Below are 23,995 nucleotides of genomic sequence, written 5' to 3' on the forward strand. Positions count from 1 at the left end.
GACCCCGGACACCGGCTGGCGGGAATCGGACATCGCTGTCCCGGTCCGCCGCCGGCGTCCGGCCGATGCCTCAGTGGAAGAAGTGACGCTCTCCCGTGAAGAACATCGTGACGCCCGCCTTGCGGGCCGCATCCACGACTTCCTCATCGCGCACCGAGCCGCCGGGCTGCACGATCGCGGTGACACCGGCGTCGATCAGCACCTGAGCGCCGTCGGCGAACGGGAAGAACGCGTCGGAGGAGGCGACGGAGCCGGCAGCGCGGTCTCCTGCACGCTCGACCGCGAGGCGGCACGAGTCGACGCGGTTGACCTGGCCCATGCCGACGCCGACGGTGGCGTTGTCCTTCGCGAGCACGATCGCGTTCGACTTGACCGCACGGCAGGCTTTCCACGCGAAGATGAGGTTCTCCATCTCCTCGTCGCTCGGACGCTCTCCGGAGACGAGCTCCCAGTTCTTCGCGACCGACACGATGTCGTCCGGGAAGCGGTCGGCGTCCTGCAGCAGCAGGCCGCCCGACACGAGACGCACGTCGGAGCGCTCCTGCTGCCAGTCCTGGGGCAGCTGCAGGAGGCGGAGGTTCTTCTTCGCCTTGAAGACCTCGAGGGCGGCCGGCTCGAACGAGGGCGCGACGATCACCTCGGTGAAGATGTCCTTGAGGTTCTCCGCCATCTTGAGCGTCACCGTGCCGTTGGCAGCGATCACCCCGCCGTAGGCCGACACCGGGTCGCACTCGTGGGCGCGCAGGTGCGCGCTGGCGATCGGGTCGAGCGCGTTCGGGGCCGTTGTCGCGATGCCGCAGGGGTTCGCGTGCTTGATGATCGCGACGGCGGGCTTCACCATGTCGTAGGCGGCGCGCAGCGCGGCATCCGCGTCGACGTAGTTGTTGTACGACATCTCCTTGCCCTGCAGCTGCGTGGCCTGGGCGATGCCGTGGCCGCCGACGCGGGTGTAGATGGCGCCGCGCTGGTGCGAGTTCTCGCCGTACCGGAGCGTCGCGAGGCGCTCGGCCTGGATCGTCAGGTGAGTCGGCAGGTCCTCCCCGTCGCCGAGCGTGCCCTCGGCGAACCACGACGCGACGGCCGTGTCGTAGGCCGCCGTGTGCGCGAAGGCACGGGCGGCGAGCTCGCGACGCTGGGTCAGCGTGGTGCCGCCCTCGGCGATCGCCGAGATGATCCCGGGGTAGGACTGCGGCGAGACGACGATCGCCACGTTCGCGTGGTTCTTCGCTGCGGCACGCACCATCGCGGGTCCGCCGATGTCGATCTGCTCGACGACGTCATCACCCTCGGCCCCCGAGGCGACCGTCTCGATGAACGGGTAGAGGTTCACGACGACGAGCTCGAAGGGAGCGATGTCGAGGTCGGCGAGCTGACGCTCGTGATCCTCGAGGCGCAGATCGGCGAGCAGTCCGCCGTGGATCTTCGGATGCAGCGTCTTCACGCGGCCGTCGAGCATCTCGGCGACGCCCGTGACGGCGGCGACGTCGGTGACCTCGACACCGGCCTCACGGATCGTCGCGGCCGTCGAGCCGGTCGAGACGATCTGCACTCCGGCATCGGCGAGGGCCTTCGCGAGCACCAGCAGGTCGGTCTTGTCGCTCACCGAGACGAGTGCGCGACGGACGGGGACGGTGTCGCGATCGCGGTACAGCGAGTGGTCGTGGCGGGGGCCGGCCATGATGGGCTCCTTCGTGCGAGGGGGACGTGCGTGGATCGGGTCAGGGTGCGGAGGTCAGCGACAGCTCACCGGTCGCGATGCGCTGCACCACGTCGATGAGGAGTCTGCGTTCGACGGGCTTGATGCGCTCGTGCAGCGTGTGCTCGGTGTCGCCGTCGAGGATCGGCACGCGCTCCTGCGCGAGGATCGGTCCCGTGTCGACGCCGTCGTCGACGACGATCACGCTCGCACCGGTCTCGGTGACTCCGGCGGCGAGCGCGTCGCGGACGCCGTGTGCGCCGGGGAACTCCGGGAGGTAGGCGGGGTGCGTGTTGATGAGACGCGGCGAGAGGGCGGCGACCAGTCCCGCCGGGAGCAGCCGCATCAGGCCGCTGAGCACGACGAGGTCGGCGTTCCAGACGGCCAGCTGACGCCCGAGCTCTTCTCCCCATGCCTCACGAGACTCGTGCTGGTGCCACGGCACGGTGAAGCTGGGGATGCCGAACTCCTCGGCGTGGGCGAGTCCGTCGGCGTCGCGGTCGGCTCCGACGACCACGACCCTGGCGGGGAAATCGGGGTGACGAGCGGCCTCGAGGAGGGCGCGAAGGTTCGAGCCGGTGCCCGAGATGAGAACGGCGACCGTGAGCACGCGCCCAGTCTACCGGGGCCGGCGGCAGGGCCCGAGCCGCATGTCAGTCCAGCGGATCGCCGGGGTCGCGACGCGGAAGTCGGAAGTCGTCGACCGGAGCGGTGACGGTGGGGAACGGGTCGCCCTGCACCGGGCGGACCGCGGATGCCGAAGGGCCGTCGCCGTGCAGATCGGAGGCGCTCATCTCGGCGATCCACCGGTCGGTGCGCTCCTCGGCGAGCTCGTCCCGGTGACGCGGCGAGAGCAGCAGGATCGCGGCACCCAGCAGCACCTCTCCGCCGAGCGCGAGGGCGAACGGCAGCACGGCGGGTCCGGCCTCGGCCAGGCGCCCTGGACCCATCGAGCCGCCGGCCAGCAGCGCAGCGACCGCGGCGACCGCAGCAGTCAGCACGCCGATCCCCGCGGCGATCGCCGCTCGCGGCGCGGTGCCCAGCGGCGTTCCCTCCCAGACGAGTCGGGAGCGCACCGCCCACCCCGCGAAGGCGCCGACCCCGATCGGCACGATGATGACGATGAGCATCCAGATCGAGGTGCTCTCCGGCAGCAGCCCCAGCACCGGGATGCCCGGCACCACTCCGAGCTGCGTCCCGGCAGGAGACACGGCGGTGCCGACGCCGACCGCGAAGCCGGGCCCAGCGAGCCAGGATGCAGCCCACACGATGATCGTCGGGAGGTAGGCGAGATGCCCGAGCGTGATGACCCCGGCGCCCAGGGCGTCGACCCTGGCGGCCTGGAAGAGCGCGACCACCTCGCTGCCCCTCGTCGCCGTCAGGATCGCGACGGCGACGGCAGACACCGCGGTCATGCCCACCACGGCGAAAGCAGCACCTCGCACCGATGCGCTCGGGACCGGACCCCAGTCGCCCCAGGAGTCGATCACGTCGTGCACACGGTCGAGGAGCCCTCCGTCTCCGTCCTCCCAGGCGCTGCGCACGGCGCCTGCCACCGCACCCACGAGGTACACCGCAGTCGGCAGCAGCACCGCGAGCACGAGAGGCACCCTGGCGGCGCCGAGCTGCGCGGTCAGCGCGACACCGAGCGCGATCACCCCGAAGGTCGCCGCACCCGAGAGCGATCCGAGCAGCCAGGCACCGGCACGGGCCGCGCGGCCGCCCGAACGGGCCGCGAACAGCAGGGTGAAGAGCAGGAACGCGAGCGGTGTCACCGAGAGGGTGAAAGCGGCTGCGGCCGGCGCGATCCCCGTCGCCCTGAGCACGTCAGCGGACACGTCGACATCCAGCGGCACGCCGTGACCGAACTGCCACAGCGTCCCGGTCAGCGGCCAGAGCGCGCCCCAATCGGCCGTGACGCCGAACGAGAGCGTCCACAGGAGCGTGAGCGGCGCAAGGAGCACCACGAGTCCGACGGCCGCGGCGATGGCGGCATCGAAGGCGGCGAGGAGCGCGACGAGGAGGCGTTGCATATCGAATCGAGACTACGACGAGAACCCTGTCGTCGCCTGGGGGCGCGCGCGGCTCCGGCGACACGATATCGTCTCCAGCGGAGGTTTCCCGATGACAACTGCCCCATCCCCCACACGGTCCGACGTCGAACCCACGAACGCTCTGGACCGCTTCTTCGAGATCAGCAAGCGCGGATCCACGATCGGCACCGAGATCCGAGGAGGCCTGGTGACGTTCGTCACGATGGCCTACATCGTGATCCTCAACCCGATCATCCTGTCCGGCTCGGCCGACGTCGCCGGCAAGACGCTGGACTTCAGCGCTGTCGGAGCCGCGACGGCACTGACCGCCGGCGTGATGACGATCCTGTTCGGCCTCATCACCCGCCTGCCGTTCGGCTTCGCCGCAGGCCTCGGCATCAACGCCTTCGTCGCGTTCTCCGTCGTCGGTCAGGTCACCTGGCCCGAGGCGATGGCGCTCGTGATGATCAACGGTCTCGTGATCGTCCTCCTCGCGGCGACCGGGCTGCGCAAGATGATCTTCGACGCCGTCCCGTTCCAGCTCAAGATCGCGATCACGGTCGGCATCGGCCTGTTCATCGCGTTCATCGGCTTCGTCAACTCCGGCTTCGTCACGTCCACCGGCAGCGCGTCCCCTCCGGTGGGACTGGGAGTCGGCGGATCGGTCGCCACCGTTCCGACCGTCCTGTTCATCGCCACGCTGATCATCACCGGCGTCCTGGTGGCCCGCAAGGTCAAGGGCGGGCTCCTCATCGGCCTCGTCTCCGGCACTGTGCTCGCCGTGATCGTCGAGGCGATCTGGCACCTCGGTGCAGCAGCCGACGGCAACGAGGGCGGCTGGGGACTCACCGTTCCCGCGCTCAGCGGATCGCCGTTCGGTCTTCCCGATCTGAGCCTGATCGGCGCGGTCGACTTCGGCTTCGACTTCAGCAAGGTCAGCCTGGTCGCGATCGTGATGATCGTCTTCACGCTGGTCTTCTCGAACTTCTTCGACGCCATGGGTACGATGACCGGCCTCGCCAAGGAAGCCGATCTCGCCAACGAGAACGGCGACTTCCCCCGCATCAAGTCAGCGCTCGTCGTCGAGGGTGTCGGCGCGATCATCGGCGGCGGGACGTCATCGTCGTCGAGCACGGTGTTCATCGAGTCCGGTGCCGGCATCGGAGAGGGCGCGCGCACCGGTTTCGCGAACCTCATCACGGGCGGCATGTTCCTGCTCGCGATGTTCCTCACCCCGCTCACGTCGATCGTCCCGACCGAGATCGCCGCAGCCGCCCTGGTGATCGTCGGCGCGATGATGATGGCGCAGATCAAGTACATCGACCTGACCGAGTTCAGCGTCCTGCTGCCGGTGTTCCTCACCGTCACGGTGATGCCGCTGACCTACTCGATCGCGAACGGCATCGGCGCGGGCTTCGTCAGCTGGGTCCTCGTGCAGGCGTTCTCCGGCAAGGCGCGGAGGATCAGCCCGCTGCTGTGGATCGTGGCCGCAGGCTTCGTGATCTTCTTCGCCCGCGGGCCGATCGAAGCGCTCTTCGGCGTCGCCTGAGCGAACGGATACGACAGGAGGGGCGGGTGCTGCGGCATCCGCCCCTCTCTTCGTCTGCACGCCCGACGGGCGAGATGCACCCGGGCATGAAAGAAGGCCCCGGAGTGGAGTCCAGGGCCTTCTCTTCGATTGTAGCTCAGGTCAGAGCGACTCGACGATCTCGCGCATCAGAGCGGCGGTCTCGGACGGCGTCTTGCCGACCTTGACCCCGGCGGCCTCGAGGGCCTCCTTCTTCGCCTGAGCGGTGCCGGCCGAGCCCGAGACGATGGCGCCGGCGTGGCCCATGGTCTTGCCCTCGGGAGCCGTGAAGCCCGCGACGTAGCCGACGACCGGCTTGGTGACGTGCGCCTTGATGTAGTCGGCCGCCCGCTCCTCGGCGTCGCCGCCGATCTCGCCGATCATGACGATCGCCTTGGTCTCGGGGTCGGCCTCGAACGCGGCGAGCGCGTCGATGTGGGTCGTGCCGATGACCGGGTCGCCGCCGATGCCGATGGCGGTCGAGAAGCCCAGGTCGCGCAGCTCGAACATCATCTGGTACGTCAGGGTGCCCGACTTCGACACGAGGCCGATCGGTCCCTTGCCGGTGATGTTCGCCGGCGTGATGCCGACGAGCGCCTCACCGGGGGTGATGATGCCGGGGCAGTTCGGCCCGATGATGCGGGTCGTGTTGCCCTTGCTCTGCGCGTAGGCCCACGCCTCGGCCGAGTCGCCCACGGGGACGCCCTCGGTGATGACCACGAGCAGCGGGATCTCGGCGTCGATGGCCTCGATCATCGCGTCCTTCGTGAAGGCGCCGGGGACGAACGCGATCGACACGTCTGCGCCGGTCTCCTTCATGGCCTCGGCGACTGAGGCGAAGACGGGGAGCTCGACGGCGTTGCCGTCCTTGTCGGTGTGCGCGACCGTGGTGCCGGCCTTGCGGGCGTTCACTCCGCCGACGACCTGGGTGCCCGCCTTGAGCATGAGCGCCGTGTGCTTGGTGCCCTCGCCGCCGGTGATGCCCTGGACGATGACCTTGGAGTCCTTGTTGAGGTAGATCGACATTTCTCTAGTCCTTGTGTCTCTCTGCGATCAGGCGTTGGCGAGTTCGGCGGCCTTGTCGGCGCCCTCGTCCATGGTGCTGGCGAGCGTGACGAGCGGGTGCGCGTACTCGGCGAGGATCGCGCGACCCTCGTCGACGCGGTTGCCGTCGAGGCGCACGACGAGCGGCTTGGAGGCCGTGCTGCCGAGGGTCTCGAGGGCGCCCTTGATGCCGTTGGCGACGGCGTCGCACGCCGTGATGCCGCCGAAGACGTTGACGAAGACGCTCTTGACCTGCGGGTCGCCCAGGATGACGTCGAGGCCGGCTGCCATGACCTCGGCCGAGGCTCCACCGCCGATGTCGAGGAAGTTCGCGGGCTTGACGCCGGCGTGCTTCTCCCCGGCGTAGGCGACGACGTCGAGGGTCGACATGACGAGTCCTGCACCGTTTCCGATGATGCCGACCTCGCCGTCGAGCTTGACGTAGTTCAGGCCGCTCTTCTTGGCCTTGGCCTCGAGCGGGTCTGCGGCGTCCTTGTCCTCGAGCGCCTCGTGCTCGGGGTGACGGATCTCCGAGGCGTTGTCGTCGAGGGTGACCTTGCCGTCGAGCGCGATGATGTCGCCCTCTTCGGTGCGCACCAGCGGGTTGACCTCGACGAGCGTCGCGTCCTCGCCCTTGTAGACCTCGAAGAGCTTGACGAAGACGTCGGCGACCTTCTCGACCAGGTCTTCCGGGAAGCGCGCTGCGCGAGCGATCTCGACGGCCTTGTCCTTGTCGATGCCCGTGAGCGGGTTGACCTCGACGCGGGCGAGAGCCTCGGGGCGCTCGACCGCGAGCTCCTCGATCTCCATGCCGCCCTCGACCGAGCAGAGGCTCAGGTACGAGCGGTTGGCGCGGTCCAGCAGCACGGAGAAGTAGAACTCCTCGGCGATGCGCGCACCCTGGGCGACCATGACGCGCTTGACGACGTGGCCCTTGATGTCGAGGCCGAGGATGGCCTTGGCGGCCTCGTACGCCTCGTCGGGGGTCTTCGCGACCTTGACGCCACCCGCCTTGCCGCGTCCACCGGTCTTGACCTGGGCCTTGACGACGACGACTCCGCCGATCTTCTCCGCGGCTGCCTTCACCTCCTCAGGGGTGTCGGCGACGATGCCGGCGAGGACCGGCACTCCGTACTTCTCGAAAACGTCTCGTGCCTGGTACTCGTACAGATCCACTGTGGTTCCTTCACTGGGCTGCTGTCTGGTAATTCTCTCGATGTCGAGACATCGACCAGTCCCCCAGCCTACTACCCCGATCTGGACGCGCCTGAGCGTCTCGGAACGTCAGACACCGTGGCGCTCTGGCCGTGAGGTCCTAGGCTTTCGCTATGCGAGACTTCCCCGATTCGCGCGACGCCGTCGTCGCCGCCGCCCTCGAGCTCTTCCAGGCCCAGGGATTCGATCAGACCTCCGTCGAGCAGATCGCCAAGGCCGCGGGGGTCTCCCGGTCCACGTTCTTCCGTCAGTTCGGCGGCAAGGAGGACGTCGTCTTCGCCGATCACGAGCTGCTCCTCGACCGCCTCCGCGAGTTCCTCTCCGAGGGGCACGAAGATCCGTGGGGCGCGGTGTGCGCGGCATCCGAGTCCGTCTTCGCGCATTTCGCGCACGATCCGGAGCTGGCCCGTCGTCGCTATCAGATCGTCCGTCAGGTGCCGGTGCTGCGCGAACGCGAGATCATCACGGTGTTCCGGTACGAGAGGCTGTTCGACGAATACCTGCGCAGCGCGCTGCCCGGGGTGGATCCGCTGGATGCCGTCGGCTTCGCGGCCCTCGTGACGGCGGTGCACAACCACGTGCTGCGTCAGCTGCTCCGCGGACGTAAGAAGGTGCCGCTGTCGACACTGCAGTCGGCGCTGGGCGATGTGCGTCGGCGCTACGGGGTCCCGGCGGATGCCGCGACCGACGAGCCGGACGACGTGGTGGTCGCGGTGTTCCCCCGGTCCATGCCGATCGCCGAGGTGACGAGAAGGCTGCGCTCTCAGCTCGACTGATCCGCGCCGTCCGCGAGCGGCGGGGTCGTGGAACCGAGTTTCAGCGAGTACGATACTTGGTGCCACGAAGGAGTCACCATGAGCACCGCAGCCTCCCCCTTCCCCGGCGAGCGCGTCTCGTCGTATGACATCACCGGACGCCAGGACAGCGACTACTACGCCGTCTTCGCCGACATCCCCGAGGCCGACCGTGCCGCCTGGGAGCGAGCGAAGGCGTACATCGACGAGGTCGGGCCGCAGATGGCGGACGCCTGGGACCGCGCCGAGTATCCGCTGGACGCCGCTCGGCGTATGGGCGAGATGGACCTCGTGGCCGACGGTATCGAGCATCCGTCGCTCACGCGCCTCTCGCCTCTCGCCGCGGGACTGGTGAACATGGAGATCTCCCGCGGCGACGGGTCGCTCGGCACCGTGCTCGCCGTGCAGGGCGGCCTCGCCCTGCGCACCCTCGCCCTCTTCGGCTCGCCCGAGCAGCAGGAGAAGTGGCTCACCTCGCTCGCCGACGGCTCGGCGTTCGGCTCGTTCGCGCTGACCGAGCCCGATCACGGCTCGGACTCCGTGTCCCTGGAGACGGTGGCGCGCCGCGACGGCGACCACTGGGTGCTCCGCGGCACCAAGAAGTGGATCGGCAACGGCGCATCGGGCGGCATCACGTTCGTCTGGGCGCGTGTCGACGATGAGACGGCATCCGAGCATGGTGCGGTCCGCTGCTTCCTCGTCGAACAGGACACTCCCGGCTACACCGGCACCCCGATCCGCGGCAAGGCATCGCTGCGCGCGATCCACCAGGCGCACATCGTGCTCGACGACGTCCGCGTGCCCCTCGATGCGGTCCTGCCGGGCACGCACAGTTTCAAGGACGCGTCCGTCGTGCTCTACGCCACCCGCTCGGGCGTGGCCTGGTCGGCACTCGGTCACGCGACCGCCTGCTACGAGGCGGCTCTGGCGTACTCGAAGGAGCGCATCCAGTTCGGCAAGCCGCTCGCGAAGTTCCAGATGGTGCAGGAGCGGCTCACGCACATGCTCGAGGACCTCACCGCGATGCAGCTCTACTGCCGCCGCCTCGCCGACCTGGAGACCGCGGGCGAGCTGCGTCCGACGCAGGCCTCACTGGCGAAGTTCCACAACACCCGAGCGGCGAGGCGGGTGGCCTCCATCGCCCGTGACCTGCTCGGCGGCAACGGCATCCTGCTCGAGAACGGCGTGATGCAGCACATGGCCGACATCGAGGCGATCCACACCTACGAGGGCACCGAGAGCGTGCAGGCGCTGCTGCTCGGGCGTGACATCACCGGGATGAGCGCCTTCGCCTGAGCTCGGCCGAGGACGACCGGTCGCGACGGTCCCGGCGCGCACACCTTGTCACGATCAGCACACCAGTCCCGTCCGTTCGTGTGCTGTGCGGGGAACCCTGTGCAGATCGGGACCGCAGCAGAGGTCAGTCGCAGCCGCAGCCGCCGGACGGCGTCTTCAGCATGAAGCAGACGTCGCACACGCCGTAGTCCCGCTCGACCGGCTTCGGCGCACGAGCGACCTTCGGTGCCGCGGCGACTCGGGGTGTCGACGAGCGCTTGGCCTTCACCGGGGCGATCGGACGGAACTCGCTCGGATGCGTCACATAGAAGTACGGTGCGCGGCCCTCGCTGGGCTGCAGACGCAGAGGCGTGGAGCCGATCACGACCACCTCGTCCTCCGTGAACCCGTTCGTGTAGGTCTTGCCGATGTGCAGCGGAGCACCGGCGCCGCGGCGGATCGCCTCGATGTAGCGGCCGCGGTCGATGTACGAGGAGATGCCGACGGCATCCGTGATCGCCGTGATGAACTCATGGTTCTCGACGGCGATGCGGTGCGCGCGGAGCGCCTCGGTGAGGGTGCGGTAGGGACGGGAGGTTCCGGTGGGGGTAGGCCCCTGGACTTCATTCATCTCTTCAAGGATCTCACGCCCGGACGTGGAAGACTGGCCGTATGGCTCGCGCGACGATCATCGGCTCAGGACCGAACGGCCTCGCGGCGGCGGTGGCACTGGCCCGCTCCGGGTACGAGGTGCGCGTCCTGGAGGCATCCGACACGATCGGCGGCGGCGTCCGCACCGCCGAGAACACCCTCCCCGGATTCCTCCACGACGTCTGCGCCGCCGTGCATCCGGCCGCGCTCTCGTCGCCGTTCTTCCAGGCTTTCGGGCTCGCGGAGCGGATCGAGTGGATCCTTCCCGAGATCTCCTACGCCCACCCGCTCGACGGCGGACGCGCAGGGATCGCCTGGCGCGACATCGAGCGCACCGCCGCGGGACTCGGTGTCGACGAACGCGCCTGGCTCGCGCTGCTCCGCCCGCTCAGCAGCCACGTCGAGGGCGTCGTCGACTTCACCGGCAACCAGATGCTCCGGATCCCGCGCGACCCGCTCACGGCGCTCCGCTTCGCACTGCGGATGCTGGATCAGGGCACCCCGCTCGCCCGCCACTCGCTGCGCACCGACGAGGCCGCCGGCCTGATGTCGGGGGTGCTCGCGCACGCGAACACCCCGATGCCCTCGCTCGCCGGTGCGGCCGCCGGGCTGCTGCTCGCGGCCCAGGCCCACGCGGGCGGGTGGATGTACCCGCGCGGCGGAGCGCAGCGCATCGCCGACAGCATGGTCGCGGACATCGAGGCGCACGGCGGGACCGTCGAGTCGGGCACGCACGTCACCGACCTCGGCACGCTCGACTGGGGCGACCCCGCCCGCGGTGACCTGCTGCTGCTGAACACCTCACCCCGCCTCACGCTCACCCACCCCGACATCCCCGCCGGATACGCGAGGGCGATCCGCGGGTACCGCTACGGCCCCGCCGCCGCGAAGGTCGACTTCGCCCTCGACGGGCCGATCCCGTGGGCGAACGCCGACGTCGCGCAGGCCCCCACCGTGCACGTCGGCGGCTCCGCCGCGGAGGTCTGGGAGAGCGAGAACGCCGTGGCCAGGGGACGGATCAGCGATCGACCGTACGTCCTCACCGTGCAGCCGTCGGTCTTCGACCCCACCAGGGCTCCCGAGGGCAAGGCGGTCCTCTGGACGTACATCCACGTGCCGCAGAACTCCGACCTCGACGCCACCGAGCTGATCACCCGACAGGTCGAGAGGTTCGCGCCGGGCTTCCGCGATCTGATCCTCGCGCACCACTCGGTGCCGGCCTCGCATCGCGAGGCGATCAACCCGTCCGAGATCGGCGGCGACATCCTCGGCGGCGCGTTCACGATCCCGCAGGCGCTGCGTCGGCCCGTGCTCGGCACCGCCCCGTGGCGCACCCCGATGCGCGGCGTCTACCTCGCCTCCGCCTCGACGCCTCCTGGTCCCGGCGTCAACGGCATGGCGGGCTGGCACGCGGCCCGCACGGCTCTGAAGGATGCCGGAAGACCCGCCTCCCTCGGCGATCTCTTCGGCTGACCGCTCCCCACACGCGGTTCAGCCTGCGGCGCTGCAGACGGATGCGGCCGAACTGGCCCTTCTGCGTCGACGGAACCCCGGCCAGGATGGATCCATGCGCTATGAGATCCCCGCCCCGATGCTGGCGAAGGCGGCAGCATCCGTCCCCGACCCCGCGAAGACCGCCGGCGGGCTCCTCTTCGAACCGAAGTGGGACGGCTTCCGCGGTCTGATCGCCTGGGATGGGGAGGACGTCGAGATCGGCTCCCGCGGCGCGAAGCCCCTCACCCGCTACTTCCCCGAGCTCGTCGAGGCGATCCCGCGTCTGCTCCCCGGCCCCTGCCTCCTCGACGGCGAGATCGTCGTCGCCACCGGGCCGGACGGCGCGCAGCGATTGGACTGGGAGGCGCTCAGCCAACGCATCCATCCCGCCGCATCCCGGGTGAACAGGCTCGCCGTCGAGACGCCCGCGATGTTCATCGCCTTCGATCTGCTCGCCCTCGGCGACGAGGACCTGCAGGGGACTCCGTTCGCCGAGCGGCGCGCCAGGCTCGAGACGCTGATGTCCTCGGTCGAGCATCCGCTGCACATCACCCGCACCACCCGCGATCGCGACGCCGCCGTGCGCTGGCTCGCCGAATTCGAGGGCGCGGGGCTCGACGGCGTGGTCGCGAAGCCCCTCGATCAGCCCTATGCGCCGGGCAAGCGGACGCTCGTGAAGATCAAGCACGCCCGCACCGCCGATGTCGTCGCGCTGGGCTATCGCGTGCACAAGTCGGGCTCCGGGGTGGGCTCTCTGCTGGTCGGGCTCTACGACGCCGACGGCACTCTGCTCCAGGTCGGCGGCGTCGCCGCGTGGAGCGACGTGCGTCGCCGACAGCTCGTCGAGGAGCTGGAGCCGCTGGTCGAACGCGATGACGCCGGCGCAGCCGTCACGGGTGAAGGCGAACGCTCGCGGTTCAGCGGATCGAAGGACGTGTCTTTCGTGCGGCTGCGCCCCGAGCTCGTGCTCGAGGTCCGGTACGACCAGCTCGAAGGCGCGCGCTTCCGCCATACCGTGCAGTTCGAGCGCTGGCGCCCGGACCGGGACGCGCGCTCGTGCACCTACGACCAGCTCGACACGGTCGCCGGCTACGATCTCGCCGACGTGATCGGCTGAGCGTCAGTCCTCGACCGGATCGCCGTTCTCGTCCCAGTTCGCGGCCACCTTCTTGCTGGGCTGCACGCGGGGCGGCTCGCCGGGCATCTTCGGGAACTCCGGCGGGAACGACAGCTCTCCGAGCCCGTCAGCCACATCGCGTTCCCACCATTGCAGGAGCGTGTCGATGCGTCCGCGCTTCTCCTGCGCTCCCGCCCACGGATCTCCGATCTCCTCCAGGCGCCGGGGGACGCTGCGCACGGTGAAGGCCGCCGGGTCCAATCCGTCGAGCTCATCCCAGTGCACCGGTGTCGAGACCGTGGCGCCGGGGAGTGCACGCGGGCTGTACGCACCCGCCATGGTGCGGTCGCGATTCGCCTGGTTGAAGTCGATGAAGATCCGCTCCCCCCGCTCCTCCTTCCACCAGTTCATCGTGACCTGCTCCGGCATCCGCCGCTCCAGTTCCCGGCCGGCGGCGATCACGGCATGGCGGACGTCGAGGAACTCATGAGTCGGCTCGATCGGGGCGAACACGTGGAGTCCGCGGTTGCCGCTCGTCTTCACGAACGCGTCGAGCCCGACCTCCTTCAACACCTCACGGAGGGCACGGGCGGCCGGTACGGCATCCGCGAACCCTGTGCCCGGCTGGGGGTCGAGATCGATGCGCAGCTCGACGGGGTTGTCGGAGTCGGTGGCGAGCGACGCCCACGGGTGGAAGACGATCGTGTTCATCTGCGCGGCCCAGACGATGGCGCTGGGCCGGTTGAGCACGATCTGCGGATGCCGCCGCCCGCTGTTGTACGTGACCATCACCGCGTCCACGTAGTCGGGTGTGCCCTTGGGAGGGTTCTTGGAGAAGAAGCCCTCGCTGCCCACGCCGTCGCGGAATCGTTCGAGGGACACCGGTCGGTTGCCGTTCGCCTCGAGGAACGGCACGCTGACCTGCTGGAAGTACTCCGCGAGCTCGGCCTTCGTGATGCCGTCCTTAGGCCAGACGACCCGGTTCGGACTGGAGAGGGCGACTTCGCGCTCCCCGTCGGGGTCGATGACGGTCAGGGTCACGCGTTCTGAGGCCATGCTCCGACCCTAGAGTCCGCGTGCGACGGACGGAACCCCTCAGTCGCCGATGTCGACGGCCATGATCAGCACCGATGTGAGAGCGTCGCGCTCGACGAGCATGCTGGGCCCTGCCGGGTCGATGATGACCCCCGCCATCTCGATATGGCTGGACAGCAGATTCGCGAGCTGCTGCGGCTCGAAGGGCAGCGGACGATCTCCCCGCCCCAGCGCCAGCACCTCGAGGGGATGCGAGAACAGCTGCAGGAACCGCTTGCCGTCTGGCGTCTGCGCTTCGGCGATGCCCACCTGTCCGCTGCTGTTGCCCTCGTTGACGGCGACCCACATGCGCTTCACGGCGAGCGCATCGCCGAGCTTGGATGCGGTGTCCTGCTCGCGCGGAGCCGCGAGGATCGACTTCACCGTCATGTCGACGTCGGCCTGGTCGAGCGCCTTCTGCAGCAGTTCAGTGGGGAACACGACGCGATGCGGCGCAGAGGCGTTGTCGACGATGAGCCCGGCGAAGTCTCCGGACACGACCTGCTGGAGTACCGAGGTGACCGGCTGCGCGACCGCGGAGGTCGCAGAAGGATCCTTCTCGAGCTGCACCGAGTCGCGCACGGCCGCGGCCGAGCTGAAGGCGAGCATGAACTGGCGCTCGCCGTCACGCACCACGGCGACCGCCAGCGGCTTGCCCTCGCTGATCTGCGCGCGGGCATCGCCGTTCACGCGGATGTACAGGTGTCCCTGCAGCACCTGACGCAGAACGCCGAGGAGCTGCTCGTTCGTCGCGCCCTTCTCGACCTCCTTGAGCGATTCACGGAGCAGGACGTTGTCCTTCATGCCGGGGACGGTCTCGGTCTGCTCCGGCGGCTGGACCGGAGCGAGGGGCAGGCGTCTTTCGGGCTCGGGTGCCGGCGTCGCGACCGGCGCCGGTGCCGCAGCGGGGGCCGACATCGGCGCGGAGCCCGACGCTGCTGCCGCATCCGGCGCGGGAAGCGTCACCTCCGGGCCGGCCTGAGCGCCCACGCCTCGGAAGGCCTGAACCGAGATGCCGATGCTCGGCGCGGCTTCGGGGGTCTCGTCCGGCGTCGCCTGCGCATCCGACGTGTCGGTCGCCGGCACATCCTCTGACTCGGCGGCCTCGATCTCGGTCTGGTCGGCGACGACGTCGTCAGCGGACTTCTTGCGGCGGGAGAACAGGGCCATATCAGCCAGCCTAACCCGCGGAACCGCTAGATCTTCTCGATCGGCGCGACCTTGATGAGGAGCTTCTTCTGCCCGGCCGAATCGAAGCGGACATGCGCGATGCGCTTCGCACCCTCGCCGGTCACCGCGTCGACGCGCCCCTCGCCGAAGTCGGAGTGACGGATGCGGTCGCCCGCCGCCAGCTCGAGGTCGCCGTTGTCGCGCATCTTGGCCGTGACACGGTTGGGGAACTTGTCCATCGCGGTCGACAGCGGCTTGAGCGAGTCCCTGCCCGGCAGCTGTTTGACGGCGAAACGATCACCGGAGCCGGATCCGCCGAACCCTCCGGCGCGGCGTGCGTTGAGCGCGCGCGACTGCGACCCTCCCCGGGAGTTCACGTCTCCCGGCGACTGGCGCCAGTCGATGAGTCCGGCCGGGATCTCCTGCAGGAACCGGCTGGGCATGGCGACCGACACTTCGCCGAACTGCGCCCTGGTCATCGCGAGCGAGAGGTGCAGGCGCTTGCGCGCGCGGGTGATGCCGACGTAGAAGAGCCGACGCTCCTCCTGCGGTCCGCCAGGCTCGCCTGCGGAGATCCGGTGCGGGATCAGGTCCTCTTCGACACCCGTGACGAACACGGCGTCGTACTCGAGGCCCTTGGCCGTGTGCATCGTCATCAGCGACACCGATCCGGACTCGTCGTCCAGGTCGTCGGCGTCGGAGACGAGCGCGACCTCGGTGAGGAAGTCGACGATGGTGCCTTCGGGGTTATTGCGCGCGAAGTCGCGCGCGACTGCGACGAACTCGTCGAGGTTCTCGACGCGGGCCTCGTCCTGCGGGTCGCGGCTGGCGCGCAGCGCGTCGAGGTAGCCGCTCTTGGAGAGCAGCACACTCAGCCCGTCGGCCACGGTCGTCGGCGCCGGCACTTCACCGGACGCCGGAAGCATGATCTCGGTCGCCTCGGCGAGCACTGCGTCGAGCTGGGCGATCCCGGCCTGGATCTTCGGACCGAAGCCCAGCTGGTCGGGGACCGAGAGGGCCTGGCGGAAGGTGATCCCGTGATCTTCGGCGAATCGCGCGATCGCCGTCTCGGTGACGTCGCCGATACCTCGCCTCGGCTTGTTCAGGATGCGGCGCACCGCCATCTCGTCGGCGGGGTTCGCGACGGCGACGAGATACGCCAGGGCGTCCTTGATCTCCGCGCGCTCGTAGAACTTCGTGCCGCCCATGATCTTGTAGGGCACGGCGGAGCGGATGAAGATCTCCTCCAACGCGCGCGACTGCGAGTTGGTGCGGTAGAAGACCGCCATCTCGGAGTACGGCATCCCCGCACGATGCAGAGCCTCGACCTCATCGGCCACGAACTGGGCCTCGTCGTGCTGCGAGTACCCCGTGAAGCCGACGATCATGTCGCCGTCGCCCTTGTCGCTCCAGAGCTTCTTGTCCTTGCGGTCGAAGTTGTTGCCGATCACGGCGTTGGCCGCGGACAGGATGTTCTGCGTCGACCGGTAGTTCTGCTCGAGCAGGACGACCCGAGCACCGGGGAAGTCGCGCTCGAACTCGCTGATGTTGCGGATGTCGGCACCGCGGAAGGCGTAGATCGACTGGTCGGAGTCGCCGACCACCGTGAGCGATGCACCCTCCAGCTCCGGCGAAATCTCCGGTTCGAAGATCATCATGCCGTTGGAGGCATACGGATCGGCGGACTCGCCCGACACCGGCCGGGTGAGCTCGTGGATCAGCGCGTACTGGGCGTGGTTGGTGTCCTGGTACTCGTCGACGAGGATGTGCCGGAACCGACGGCGGTACGTGTCGGCGACCTGCGGGAACGCCCGGAACAGGTAGACCGTCTGACCGATGAGGTCGTCGAAGTCGAAGGCGTTGGCCTTCTGCAGCTGCCGCTGGTAGTCGGTGAAGAGCTCGACGAAGATCCGCTCGGCCGGGTCCGACATGTTGGCCTGGCGCGCGTAGGCCTCGGCATCCGAGAGCTCGTTCTTGAGCTTCGAGATGCGCGACTGGACGGATGCCGGGGTCAGACCGTACGCGTCGGCCTCGTGCTCCTTGACGAGCCGCTTGATCAGGGCCCGCGAGTCGCCGGAGTCGTAGATCGTGAACGACTTCGTGAAGCCGAACTGCTGTGCCTCCCGGCGCAGGATCCGCACGCAGGCGGAGTGGAACGTCGAGATCCACATGCCGCGCGCCGCGTCGCCGATGATCGCCTCGACGCGCTCGCGCATCTCGCCGGCGGCCTTGTTGGTGAAGGTGATCGCGAGGATCTGGCTGGGCCATGCCTCGCGGCTGCGGAGCAGTGACGCGATGCGTCGGGTGAGCACGCTGGTCTTGCCCGAGCCCGCACCCGCGACGATGAGCAGCGCGGGGCCGCGATAGGTCACGGCCTCGAGCTGCTGAGGGTTGAGGCCGGCGAGGAGATCGTCGTGCCCCTCCGCCCCTGTGGAGCGTGGGCCGACGGATCCGGGGACGATGAGGGGGGCTTCGGTCATGGCCTTATGAGTCTAGGCCGAGCCACCGACACGGGGGCACGGGAGGGCAGGCGGGGAGGCCGGAGCACGGCCTCCCCGCCCTCGTGACTCCTAGGCCGCGCGGCTGCGTCGGCGGACCGCGAGCGCACCGCCCGTCATCAGCAGCAGCGCCAGCGCGATCGCCGCCGCCGGGACCTCCGCACCCGTCGCGGCGAGACCCCCGCCGCTCTGGGCGACGCGGATGTCGGCCCAGCCGATCAGCTCACCGGCGGCGGAGTACACCGCGATGCGGTGGGCGCCCAGCGGACCATCCGTCGGGATCGTGACCGTGAGCGCTCCGTCGGCGGATGCCGTCCCCGTCGCCAGGCGCACCGGCTCGGAGTACATCCACACCGACACACGCTCGGAGGCGTGCGCCCCGCCCGCCGTCACCGTCACGGTCTGCCCCCGCGAGGCGACCGCCGGGTCGACCGTCACCCCGTTTCGGTTGTCGTCGGTGAGCCCCGAGCCGGGCAGCGGCGGCTTCTCGCCGCCGGGGTTGCCCGGATTGCCCGGGTTCCCTGGATTGCCGGGGTTCTCCCCCGCCGTGCCGGGAAGGGTGCCTACCCTGAGAGCTTCCGAGGCGAAGCCGTCGGCGAACCACCAGACCGGACGCTGCCCGTCGGCGGAGAGCGACGCCGGAGCCGTGGCGAATCCCTCGTTGTTGATGTCGGGCATGCCGGCGGGCCGCGCGAAGTGTGCGATCCCCGGCTGCGCCGAGCCGTTGAGCGTGATCTGCGCCGAGCGCCCCTGGCAGCCGTCGTCGCAGACCGCCCAGAGCACATCGAGGACGCTGTCGTAGTCGAGAGCCATCACCCCGGGAAGCCCTGGCGCGATCTCCGAGACGAGCGTCGCCCCGCCGTCGGCGGCGAGCGCGAAGGCGTACACGTGACCGTTGTCCTCGACGGCGACGAAGAACAGCCCGCCGCCGTGGCCTGCGTGGGTCTTCGGATCGTACGCGGCGCCGGTCGTGATGTCGAAGAGCTTCCCGTCGAGGGCCGAGTCCGGCACCCACTGCACCGCCTCCATGCCGAGGTTCGCCCCGACGGCCGGCAGCAGCGAGGTCAGGTCCCACTCCTGCTGGGCGACGAGGTCGCCAGCGGATGCCGCGGGGTCGACCTTCAGCACCGTGTTGAGGTTCACGCCCTTGGCACTGTTGTCGCGCTCCGAGGCGACGTACACGGCGCCTTCGTCGTCGACGGTGATGCCCTCGGTGTCGGGGCCGGCCGCACCGGGGTTCGCGGCATCCTTCTGGAACCGCACCCGCTTGCCCGACTCCCACCCGGGGATCTGCGAGAAGGAGCCGTCGGCATGGGCCTTCAGCTTCCAGATCCGCCCCTCGCCGTTGTCGACGGCCCACAGGAATGCGCCGTCTTTCGTCTCCTGCACGTCCAGACCCGAGCTGTCCTCGAGGAACGTCGGAGCCGCGTCGAGCACCCTGACCTCAGCCGACCCCGGCCAGGCCGAGACCGCGATATCTCCGGCGCAGACGTTCGCCTCTCCCTTGGTGCTGCGTGCCGTGATTCCGAAGGCGCCGGTCGTGTCGGGGCAGCGCCCCCAGGTGGTGGCGGCGTGGCCTGCGCCCCACGAGGCGGAGTCCACGAGCAGGTCGCCGTCGAACAGCCGCACCGTGTCGCCGTCGCCGAGGCCGAAGCCCAGAGCGGCGCGCTCGATCACGAGGTGGCCGCCGGCGGCGATCGTCGTGCCTGCCGGGATCGGGTAGGCATGCGCATCGTCGTCGTCCTTCACGACGATGCCGGACACGTCGAGCGCCGAGGTCGTCGGGTTGACGAGCTCGATCCAGTCGTCCGGCGATCCGCCGTCCGACTCGACCTCGTTGATCCGCACCGGGTTCCCGCAGGCGTTGCGCAGCCCCTTGGTCGATACGGCGATGTCGACGAAGTCGCCACTGCCGTCCGCGCAGCGAGCCAGGACACCGGCCGCGTGGGCGGCGTAGACGTGCTCGTCGACGACGTTCAGGTTCGCGTCGCGCAGTGTGACGGTATCGCCGTTGCCCAGTCCGAACACGAAGTCCTTCGGCTGGTCGAAGACGAGGTACGCGCCGGGCTCCAGCACTGTGCCGGCTGGCAGCGGGGTCGTCTCGGCCGCATGACCGACCGGGTCGCCGTCAATGACGGTCCACCCCGCCACATCCACCGGCGTGCTTCCGGTGTTGACGACCTCGATCCAGTCGGTGGCGTCGCCGTTCGACTCGATCTCGTTGATCACCACGTCAGGCATCACGCAGGAGTTCGCCGCGCCCGGCGTCGAATGGGCGAGCACGAAGGATCCCCGACCGTCGGGGCAGCGCGCGAGAGTGGCCGCAGCGAAATCGCCGTCGATCGCCGCGTGTCCGCTCCACGGGAGCGTGTCGTCGATCTGCGTTCCCGCAGCGTCGAAGAGTCGGATGCGGTCCGCGCTGCCGATGCCGATCGGATCGCGGAAGGCGGCTTCCGCACCGCCGACGATGCCGATGGTGCCCTCCTCGACCACGAGGAACTCCCCCGCGGCGATCCGGGTGCCGGGGCTGAACTGCCACCGGTGGTCGTCCGAATTGTCGCGGATCTCGTACCCCGAGATGTCGAGGTCCGCGTCGCCCGCGTTGTAGAACTCGATCCAGTCGGCCGGCTGCGAGTCGACCTCGTTGATGACGATCGAGCCCGCATCGGGGGCGTCGGACGGGAAGACGTTCGCCGCCGCCCTGGAGCTCTCGGCGGTCGCCGCCCATGCGACGGTCCCGTCGACGTCCTCGGCTCCCCAGGTGACTGCGGCATGCCCTGTCCAGGCGGTCTCGTCGACGAGCACTCCGCCCGCGTCGAACAGTCGCACCTGATCGTCCTTGCCCAGACCGAAGGAGAAGTCTCCGACGCCCGCTGCGATCTCATCGATCACCAGGTACGCGCCTGGCTCGATGACGCTCCCCTGCGGGAACGTGTACGGCTCGTCCTCCCCGTTGTCACGGACGACGAAGCCGCTCAGATCGATCGCGGCCGCAGAGGTGTTGACGAACTCGATCCAGTCGCCCGGCACCCCTCCGCTGGATTCGACCTCGTTGATGCGGATGCCGGTCTCGGCTCCGGTGGCGGCGAGCGGAACGGCGAGCAGGGCGGCGGCGCTGAGTGCGCAGACCGTCGTGACCGCAGCCGCGGAATGCAGGCGGGACATGGGGCTCCTGGAGGAATCAGTCGGGTGTCCCCCCACCACACCGATTCCGCATGGCCGACGCGCGACTCCACGGTGCACGGCCGGTGAACGGACGGTTGCCGTTCAGCCGCGCATGCCTCGTCTCGCCACTCAGGTCCTCTCCCGCTCAGGCGATGCGCGTGCCCGGCGGGAGCCGCTTCGCCGGCGTGCGGGTGCGCGACCAGGCACCCGCGAACAGCCCTCCGGCGAGCACGAGCTGCACGCCCAGACCGACGAACCAGCTGGGTACGGTGCCGGCGATGGTCTCCTCGGGCGTCGGGTAGACGTACGGGTCGTCCGAGCACTCGTCGAAGCGCTGGTCGAGCGGAGTCTGCTGAGCGCTGCGCACACCGAGCTTGATCTGACCGAACATGTCGACCGGGTATCCGTTCGGATCGAACTCGGTCGGCGTGGCATCCGCGAGCACCACGAAGGGGTTGGCGGCGAGCACCCACCACACGAGGTCGAAACGCGGGACCTCGGTCGTGTAGGTGTCCCAGGACTCGCAGTCCACGTTGCCGACGTCGTCGTAGGGGCGGTTGTACTGCGTGGTCTCGGTGCGCACGGCCATTCCGCCGAGCAGGAAGGCGATGAGCGTGCCGATGACCAGACCGGCGATCACGAGGTACGTCGTCGCGACGGAGAACAGCGGGCGGGCGATCAATCCGCTGAGTCCCACACCGATCGCCGCCACCATGATGATCTCGACGATGAGCACGAGGAGCGAGACGAGCAGCACGAGCGGGTTCGAGCCGCCGCCGAGCAGCGAGACGGCCAGGAACGGGATGGCGACGATGAGGAACGCGAAGCCGGTCGCGACGGCGGCGACGAGCTTGCCCACCATGATGTCGCCGGTCGACGCGGCGGTGACCTGCACGGCGGCGAGCGTCGCGGCGTCGCGGTCGCCGTTGATCGCGTTGCCGCTGAGCGTCGGCGACACGAGGACGACGAGCAGCAGCACCATGTTCACGACGATCGAGAACACCCCCGCTCCGACGAAGTCGCCCCACGAGTAGACGGCGAAGGAGAAGCCGGTGACGGCGAGCAGCACGAGTGCGAACACGCCGAGCAGGACGTACCAGCCCACGCTGCGCAGGCGCTGGGTGAGTTCGAGGCGGGCGATGATCCCGATGCTGGTGATGCTCATGCTCCGGCCTCCTCGGGGTTCGTCGCCGTCGCGGCGGGCGGGGGCGGCGGTGCCGAGGGCGGTGCGCCCGGTGTCGTCGAGGAGCCGGGAGCGGCGGCGGCGGCCTGAGGTGCGGCGGACGGGCGGTGCAGGTTCAGGAAGGTGTGCTCCAGAGCGCTCTGCGCCGGAGCGAATTCGGAGATCCGCAGTCCCGCGGTGACGAGCGTGTGCAGTGCGGCGGCCGCGGCCTCGTCGTGCACGAATCCGACGAGCACTCCCCCGCGGTCGGCGCCGATCGATTCGACCGGGATGCCGAGGATCTGGGCGACCTGCCATGAATCGGCGGCCTGGCGGGCGGCGTCGGCGCCGAGCATCCGGATCCGCCAGGCGCGACCGGTGTTCTGTGCCTCGGCGCCGTCGGCCACGGACCCGGCGACGAGGAACACCGCATCGTCGATGACCTCCTCGAGCTCGGAGAGGATATGGCTGGAGATCAGCACCGTCCGTCCCTCCGCCGCAAGGCGCCGCAGCAGCACCCGCAGCTGGATGCGCGCCTCCGGGTCGAGTCCGGATGCCGGCTCATCGAGCAGGAGCACCTGCGGATCGTGCACGAGTGCGCGCGCGAGTCCGAGCTTCTGCTTCTGTCCGCGCGAGAGCACCTTGGCCGGAGCGTCGGCGAGATCGGCGAGATCCACGAGGGCGAGCAGCTGCGCCGCACGGGCGGCAGCGGCGTCCGGTGCGATCCCGTACAGGCGCGCGGTCGTGGTGATCGTCTCCCTGGCGGTCAGCGACGGCCAGGCGCCGAGGGCATCCGGCATCCAGCCGAGCAGGCGCCGCGCGGCGAGCGGGTCCTCGGAGGGGTCGACCCCTCCGATGCGGATCGTGCCGGTGTCGGGCGCGAGGAGCGAGGCGAGCATGAGGAGCAGCGTCGTCTTGCCCGCTCCGTTCGGCCCGACGAGCCCGGTGACCCTGCCCGGTGCGGCGCGCAGCGTCGCCGCACGCACCGCCTGTACGCTCCCGAACGATCTGCTGACACCCTCGACGACGATTCCGGTCATGCGGTCAGTCTGGCATCCGCCGCGCCCGATCCGACGGAGGCCCCGGCCGCCGGCCGCGCACCGGCCGGCGTCCAGCTGCCGATGCGATGATCGGACGGTGCGCACCATCCTCAACATCATCTGGCTGATCTTCGCCGGGCTCGCCCTGTTCCTCGGCTACATGCTGGCGGGCATCCTGCTCTGCATCCCGATCGTGACCATCCCCTGGGCGATCGCCTCGTTCCGCATCGCCCGGTATGCGATCTGGCCGTTCGGTCGCGAGATCGTCAGCAAGCCGACCTCGGGCGTGGGCTCGTTCCTCGGCAACGTGCTGTGGGTCGTCCTCGCCGGGTGGTGGCTGGCGCTCGGCCACATCGTCTCGGGTCTCGCGCTCTGCATCACGATCATCGGGATCCCCCTCGGGATCGCCGACTTCAAGATGGTCCCGGTCTCGCTGATGCCGCTGGGCAAGGAGATCGTCTCGCGCCGCGGCGCGTTCGATCGCACTCTCTGACCCCTGATCCCGCCCTAGAATGCGGGAGATGGATGCCGACCGCCTGATCGCCTGGGACGAGGAGCTGCGCCGGGCGCACAGCCGGCTGCGGGCCGCTCTCGAGGCCACCCGCTCAGCGCTGGATGACGGAGCCGATGCCCCGGATGCCGCCTCCGACCTCGTGCTGTTCTGCATCGGCCTCTGCTCCGCGCTCGACGGGCATCACCTGAGTGAGGATCGGGCGCTGTTCCCCGCGCTGCGCGCGGAGCATCCCGAACTCGGCGACGTCATCGACAAGCTCATGCAGGATCACTCGATGCTCTCCCATCTGCTCGGCGCCCTGCGCACGGCTGCCGAGGGCGGCGAGAGCCGGGACACCATCGAACGGCACCTCGACGGGATCGGGGCGATCATGGAATCGCATTTCCGCTTCGAGGAGCGGCAGATCCTCGCCCCGCTGCGGGCACTGCGTCTGGATCGCGCGGTGCCCGAGGTGCTCGGTCCGCTCTGAAGCTGGTCCAGGGGCGC

Annotated in this window: 19 protein-coding genes; 7 read left to right on the forward strand and 12 right to left on the reverse strand. The window is 69.5% G+C overall.

Annotated features, from left to right (window positions below; translation table 11 throughout):
• Positions 1 to 70: 70 nt before the first annotated feature.
• The 3 genes from purH to ACESK8_RS06670 are packed head-to-tail and all read right to left on the reverse strand — an operon-like array spanning position 71 to position 3,729.
• Positions 71 to 1,678, reverse strand: coding sequence for a bifunctional phosphoribosylaminoimidazolecarboxamide formyltransferase/IMP cyclohydrolase (gene purH / locus ACESK8_RS06660; RefSeq protein ID WP_372967858.1), 1,608 nt, complete (start codon positions 1,676 to 1,678; stop codon positions 71 to 73).
• A 40-nt stretch (positions 1,679 to 1,718) separates the two neighbouring features.
• Positions 1,719 to 2,306 (reverse strand): phosphoribosylglycinamide formyltransferase, encoded by a 588-nt coding sequence (gene purN, locus ACESK8_RS06665; RefSeq protein ID WP_372967859.1) that lies wholly within the window; start codon positions 2,304 to 2,306, stop codon positions 1,719 to 1,721.
• 43 nt (positions 2,307 to 2,349) lie between these two features.
• The gene (locus ACESK8_RS06670) at positions 2,350 to 3,729 is read right to left on the reverse strand and encodes a DUF6350 family protein (protein WP_372967860.1); all 1,380 of its coding nucleotides are present in this window, start codon (positions 3,727 to 3,729) and stop codon (positions 2,350 to 2,352) included.
• Between the two features lie 91 nt (positions 3,730 to 3,820).
• Here ACESK8_RS06670 and ACESK8_RS06675 point away from each other — a divergent pair, with 91 nt between their 5' ends.
• Positions 3,821 to 5,278, forward strand: coding sequence for an NCS2 family permease (locus ACESK8_RS06675; RefSeq protein WP_372967861.1), 1,458 nt, complete (start codon positions 3,821 to 3,823; stop codon positions 5,276 to 5,278).
• 141 nt (positions 5,279 to 5,419) lie between these two features.
• Here the strand turns inward: ACESK8_RS06675 and sucD are convergent, their stop codons facing one another.
• Both sucD and sucC read right to left on the reverse strand, forming a co-directional pair.
• Positions 5,420 to 6,322, reverse strand: coding sequence for a succinate--CoA ligase subunit alpha (gene sucD, locus ACESK8_RS06680; RefSeq protein WP_060928716.1), 903 nt, complete (start codon positions 6,320 to 6,322; stop codon positions 5,420 to 5,422).
• A 27-nt stretch (positions 6,323 to 6,349) separates the two neighbouring features.
• On the reverse strand, positions 6,350 to 7,516 hold the full coding sequence (sucC, locus tag ACESK8_RS06685) for an ADP-forming succinate--CoA ligase subunit beta (protein WP_060928717.1): 1,167 nt from the start codon (positions 7,514 to 7,516) through the stop codon (positions 6,350 to 6,352).
• Between the two features lie 152 nt (positions 7,517 to 7,668).
• On the opposite strand from sucC, the gene ACESK8_RS06690 reads away from it, so the two are divergent.
• Positions 7,669 to 8,331 carry a TetR/AcrR family transcriptional regulator gene (locus ACESK8_RS06690; protein WP_372967862.1) on the forward strand — a complete coding sequence of 221 codons (663 nt, stop codon included), beginning with the start codon at positions 7,669 to 7,671 and terminating at the stop codon, positions 8,329 to 8,331.
• 78 nt (positions 8,332 to 8,409) lie between these two features.
• Positions 8,410 to 9,645 (forward strand): acyl-CoA dehydrogenase family protein, encoded by a 1,236-nt coding sequence (locus ACESK8_RS06695; protein WP_372967863.1) that lies wholly within the window; start codon positions 8,410 to 8,412, stop codon positions 9,643 to 9,645.
• Positions 9,646 to 9,769: 124 nt separating this feature from the next.
• Here ACESK8_RS06695 and ACESK8_RS06700 read toward each other — a convergent pair whose 3' ends face one another.
• Positions 9,770 to 10,255 carry a hypothetical protein gene (locus ACESK8_RS06700; RefSeq protein ID WP_372967864.1) on the reverse strand — a complete coding sequence of 162 codons (486 nt, stop codon included), beginning with the start codon at positions 10,253 to 10,255 and terminating at the stop codon, positions 9,770 to 9,772.
• A gap of 41 nt (positions 10,256 to 10,296) precedes the next feature.
• On the opposite strand from ACESK8_RS06700, the gene ACESK8_RS06705 reads away from it, so the two are divergent.
• Together ACESK8_RS06705 and ACESK8_RS06710 are read left to right on the forward strand one after the other, a co-directional pair.
• On the forward strand, positions 10,297 to 11,748 hold the full coding sequence (locus ACESK8_RS06705) for a phytoene desaturase family protein (RefSeq protein ID WP_372967865.1): 1,452 nt from the start codon (positions 10,297 to 10,299) through the stop codon (positions 11,746 to 11,748).
• Between the two features lie 94 nt (positions 11,749 to 11,842).
• Positions 11,843 to 12,886, forward strand: coding sequence for an ATP-dependent DNA ligase (locus ACESK8_RS06710; RefSeq protein WP_372967866.1), 1,044 nt, complete (start codon positions 11,843 to 11,845; stop codon positions 12,884 to 12,886).
• Between the two features lie 3 nt (positions 12,887 to 12,889).
• Here ACESK8_RS06710 and ligD read toward each other — a convergent pair whose 3' ends face one another.
• From ligD to ACESK8_RS06740, 6 genes are all read right to left on the reverse strand, one after another.
• The gene (gene ligD / locus ACESK8_RS06715; protein ID WP_372967867.1) at positions 12,890 to 13,942 is read right to left on the reverse strand and encodes a non-homologous end-joining DNA ligase; all 1,053 of its coding nucleotides are present in this window, start codon (positions 13,940 to 13,942) and stop codon (positions 12,890 to 12,892) included.
• 39 nt (positions 13,943 to 13,981) lie between these two features.
• The gene (locus ACESK8_RS06720) at positions 13,982 to 15,130 is read right to left on the reverse strand and encodes an SseB family protein (protein ID WP_372967868.1); all 1,149 of its coding nucleotides are present in this window, start codon (positions 15,128 to 15,130) and stop codon (positions 13,982 to 13,984) included.
• Positions 15,131 to 15,156: 26 nt separating this feature from the next.
• Positions 15,157 to 17,610 carry an ATP-dependent helicase gene (locus ACESK8_RS06725; RefSeq protein WP_372967869.1) on the reverse strand — a complete coding sequence of 818 codons (2,454 nt, stop codon included), beginning with the start codon at positions 17,608 to 17,610 and terminating at the stop codon, positions 15,157 to 15,159.
• Positions 17,611 to 17,700: 90 nt separating this feature from the next.
• A complete protein-coding gene (locus tag ACESK8_RS06730; RefSeq protein ID WP_372967870.1) occupies positions 17,701 to 20,793 on the reverse strand; it encodes a lamin tail domain-containing protein in 3,093 nt (1,030 codons plus the stop codon).
• A 145-nt stretch (positions 20,794 to 20,938) separates the two neighbouring features.
• Positions 20,939 to 21,958, reverse strand: coding sequence for an ABC transporter permease (locus tag ACESK8_RS06735; protein WP_372967871.1), 1,020 nt, complete (start codon positions 21,956 to 21,958; stop codon positions 20,939 to 20,941).
• Complete coding sequence (locus ACESK8_RS06740) at positions 21,955 to 22,995, reverse strand: ABC transporter ATP-binding protein (protein WP_372967872.1); 1,041 nt, start codon at positions 22,993 to 22,995, stop codon at positions 21,955 to 21,957. Before ACESK8_RS06740 ends, ACESK8_RS06735 begins: the two co-directional genes overlap by 4 nt.
• A gap of 97 nt (positions 22,996 to 23,092) precedes the next feature.
• Between ACESK8_RS06740 and ACESK8_RS06745 the strand changes: the two genes are divergently transcribed.
• Together ACESK8_RS06745 and ACESK8_RS06750 are read left to right on the forward strand one after the other, a co-directional pair.
• Positions 23,093 to 23,488: a YccF domain-containing protein gene (locus ACESK8_RS06745; RefSeq protein WP_372967873.1), complete on the forward strand. Its 396-nt coding sequence runs from the start codon at positions 23,093 to 23,095 to the stop codon at positions 23,486 to 23,488.
• A gap of 28 nt (positions 23,489 to 23,516) precedes the next feature.
• Entirely contained in the window at positions 23,517 to 23,978 is a 462-nt protein-coding gene (locus tag ACESK8_RS06750; protein ID WP_372967874.1) for a hemerythrin domain-containing protein, read from the forward strand.
• Positions 23,979 to 23,995: the final 17 nt, after the last annotated feature.

Origin of the sequence: Microbacterium sp. (genome assembly GCF_041641055.1) — a bacterium.
GTDB lineage: Bacteria > Actinomycetota > Actinomycetes > Actinomycetales > Microbacteriaceae > Microbacterium.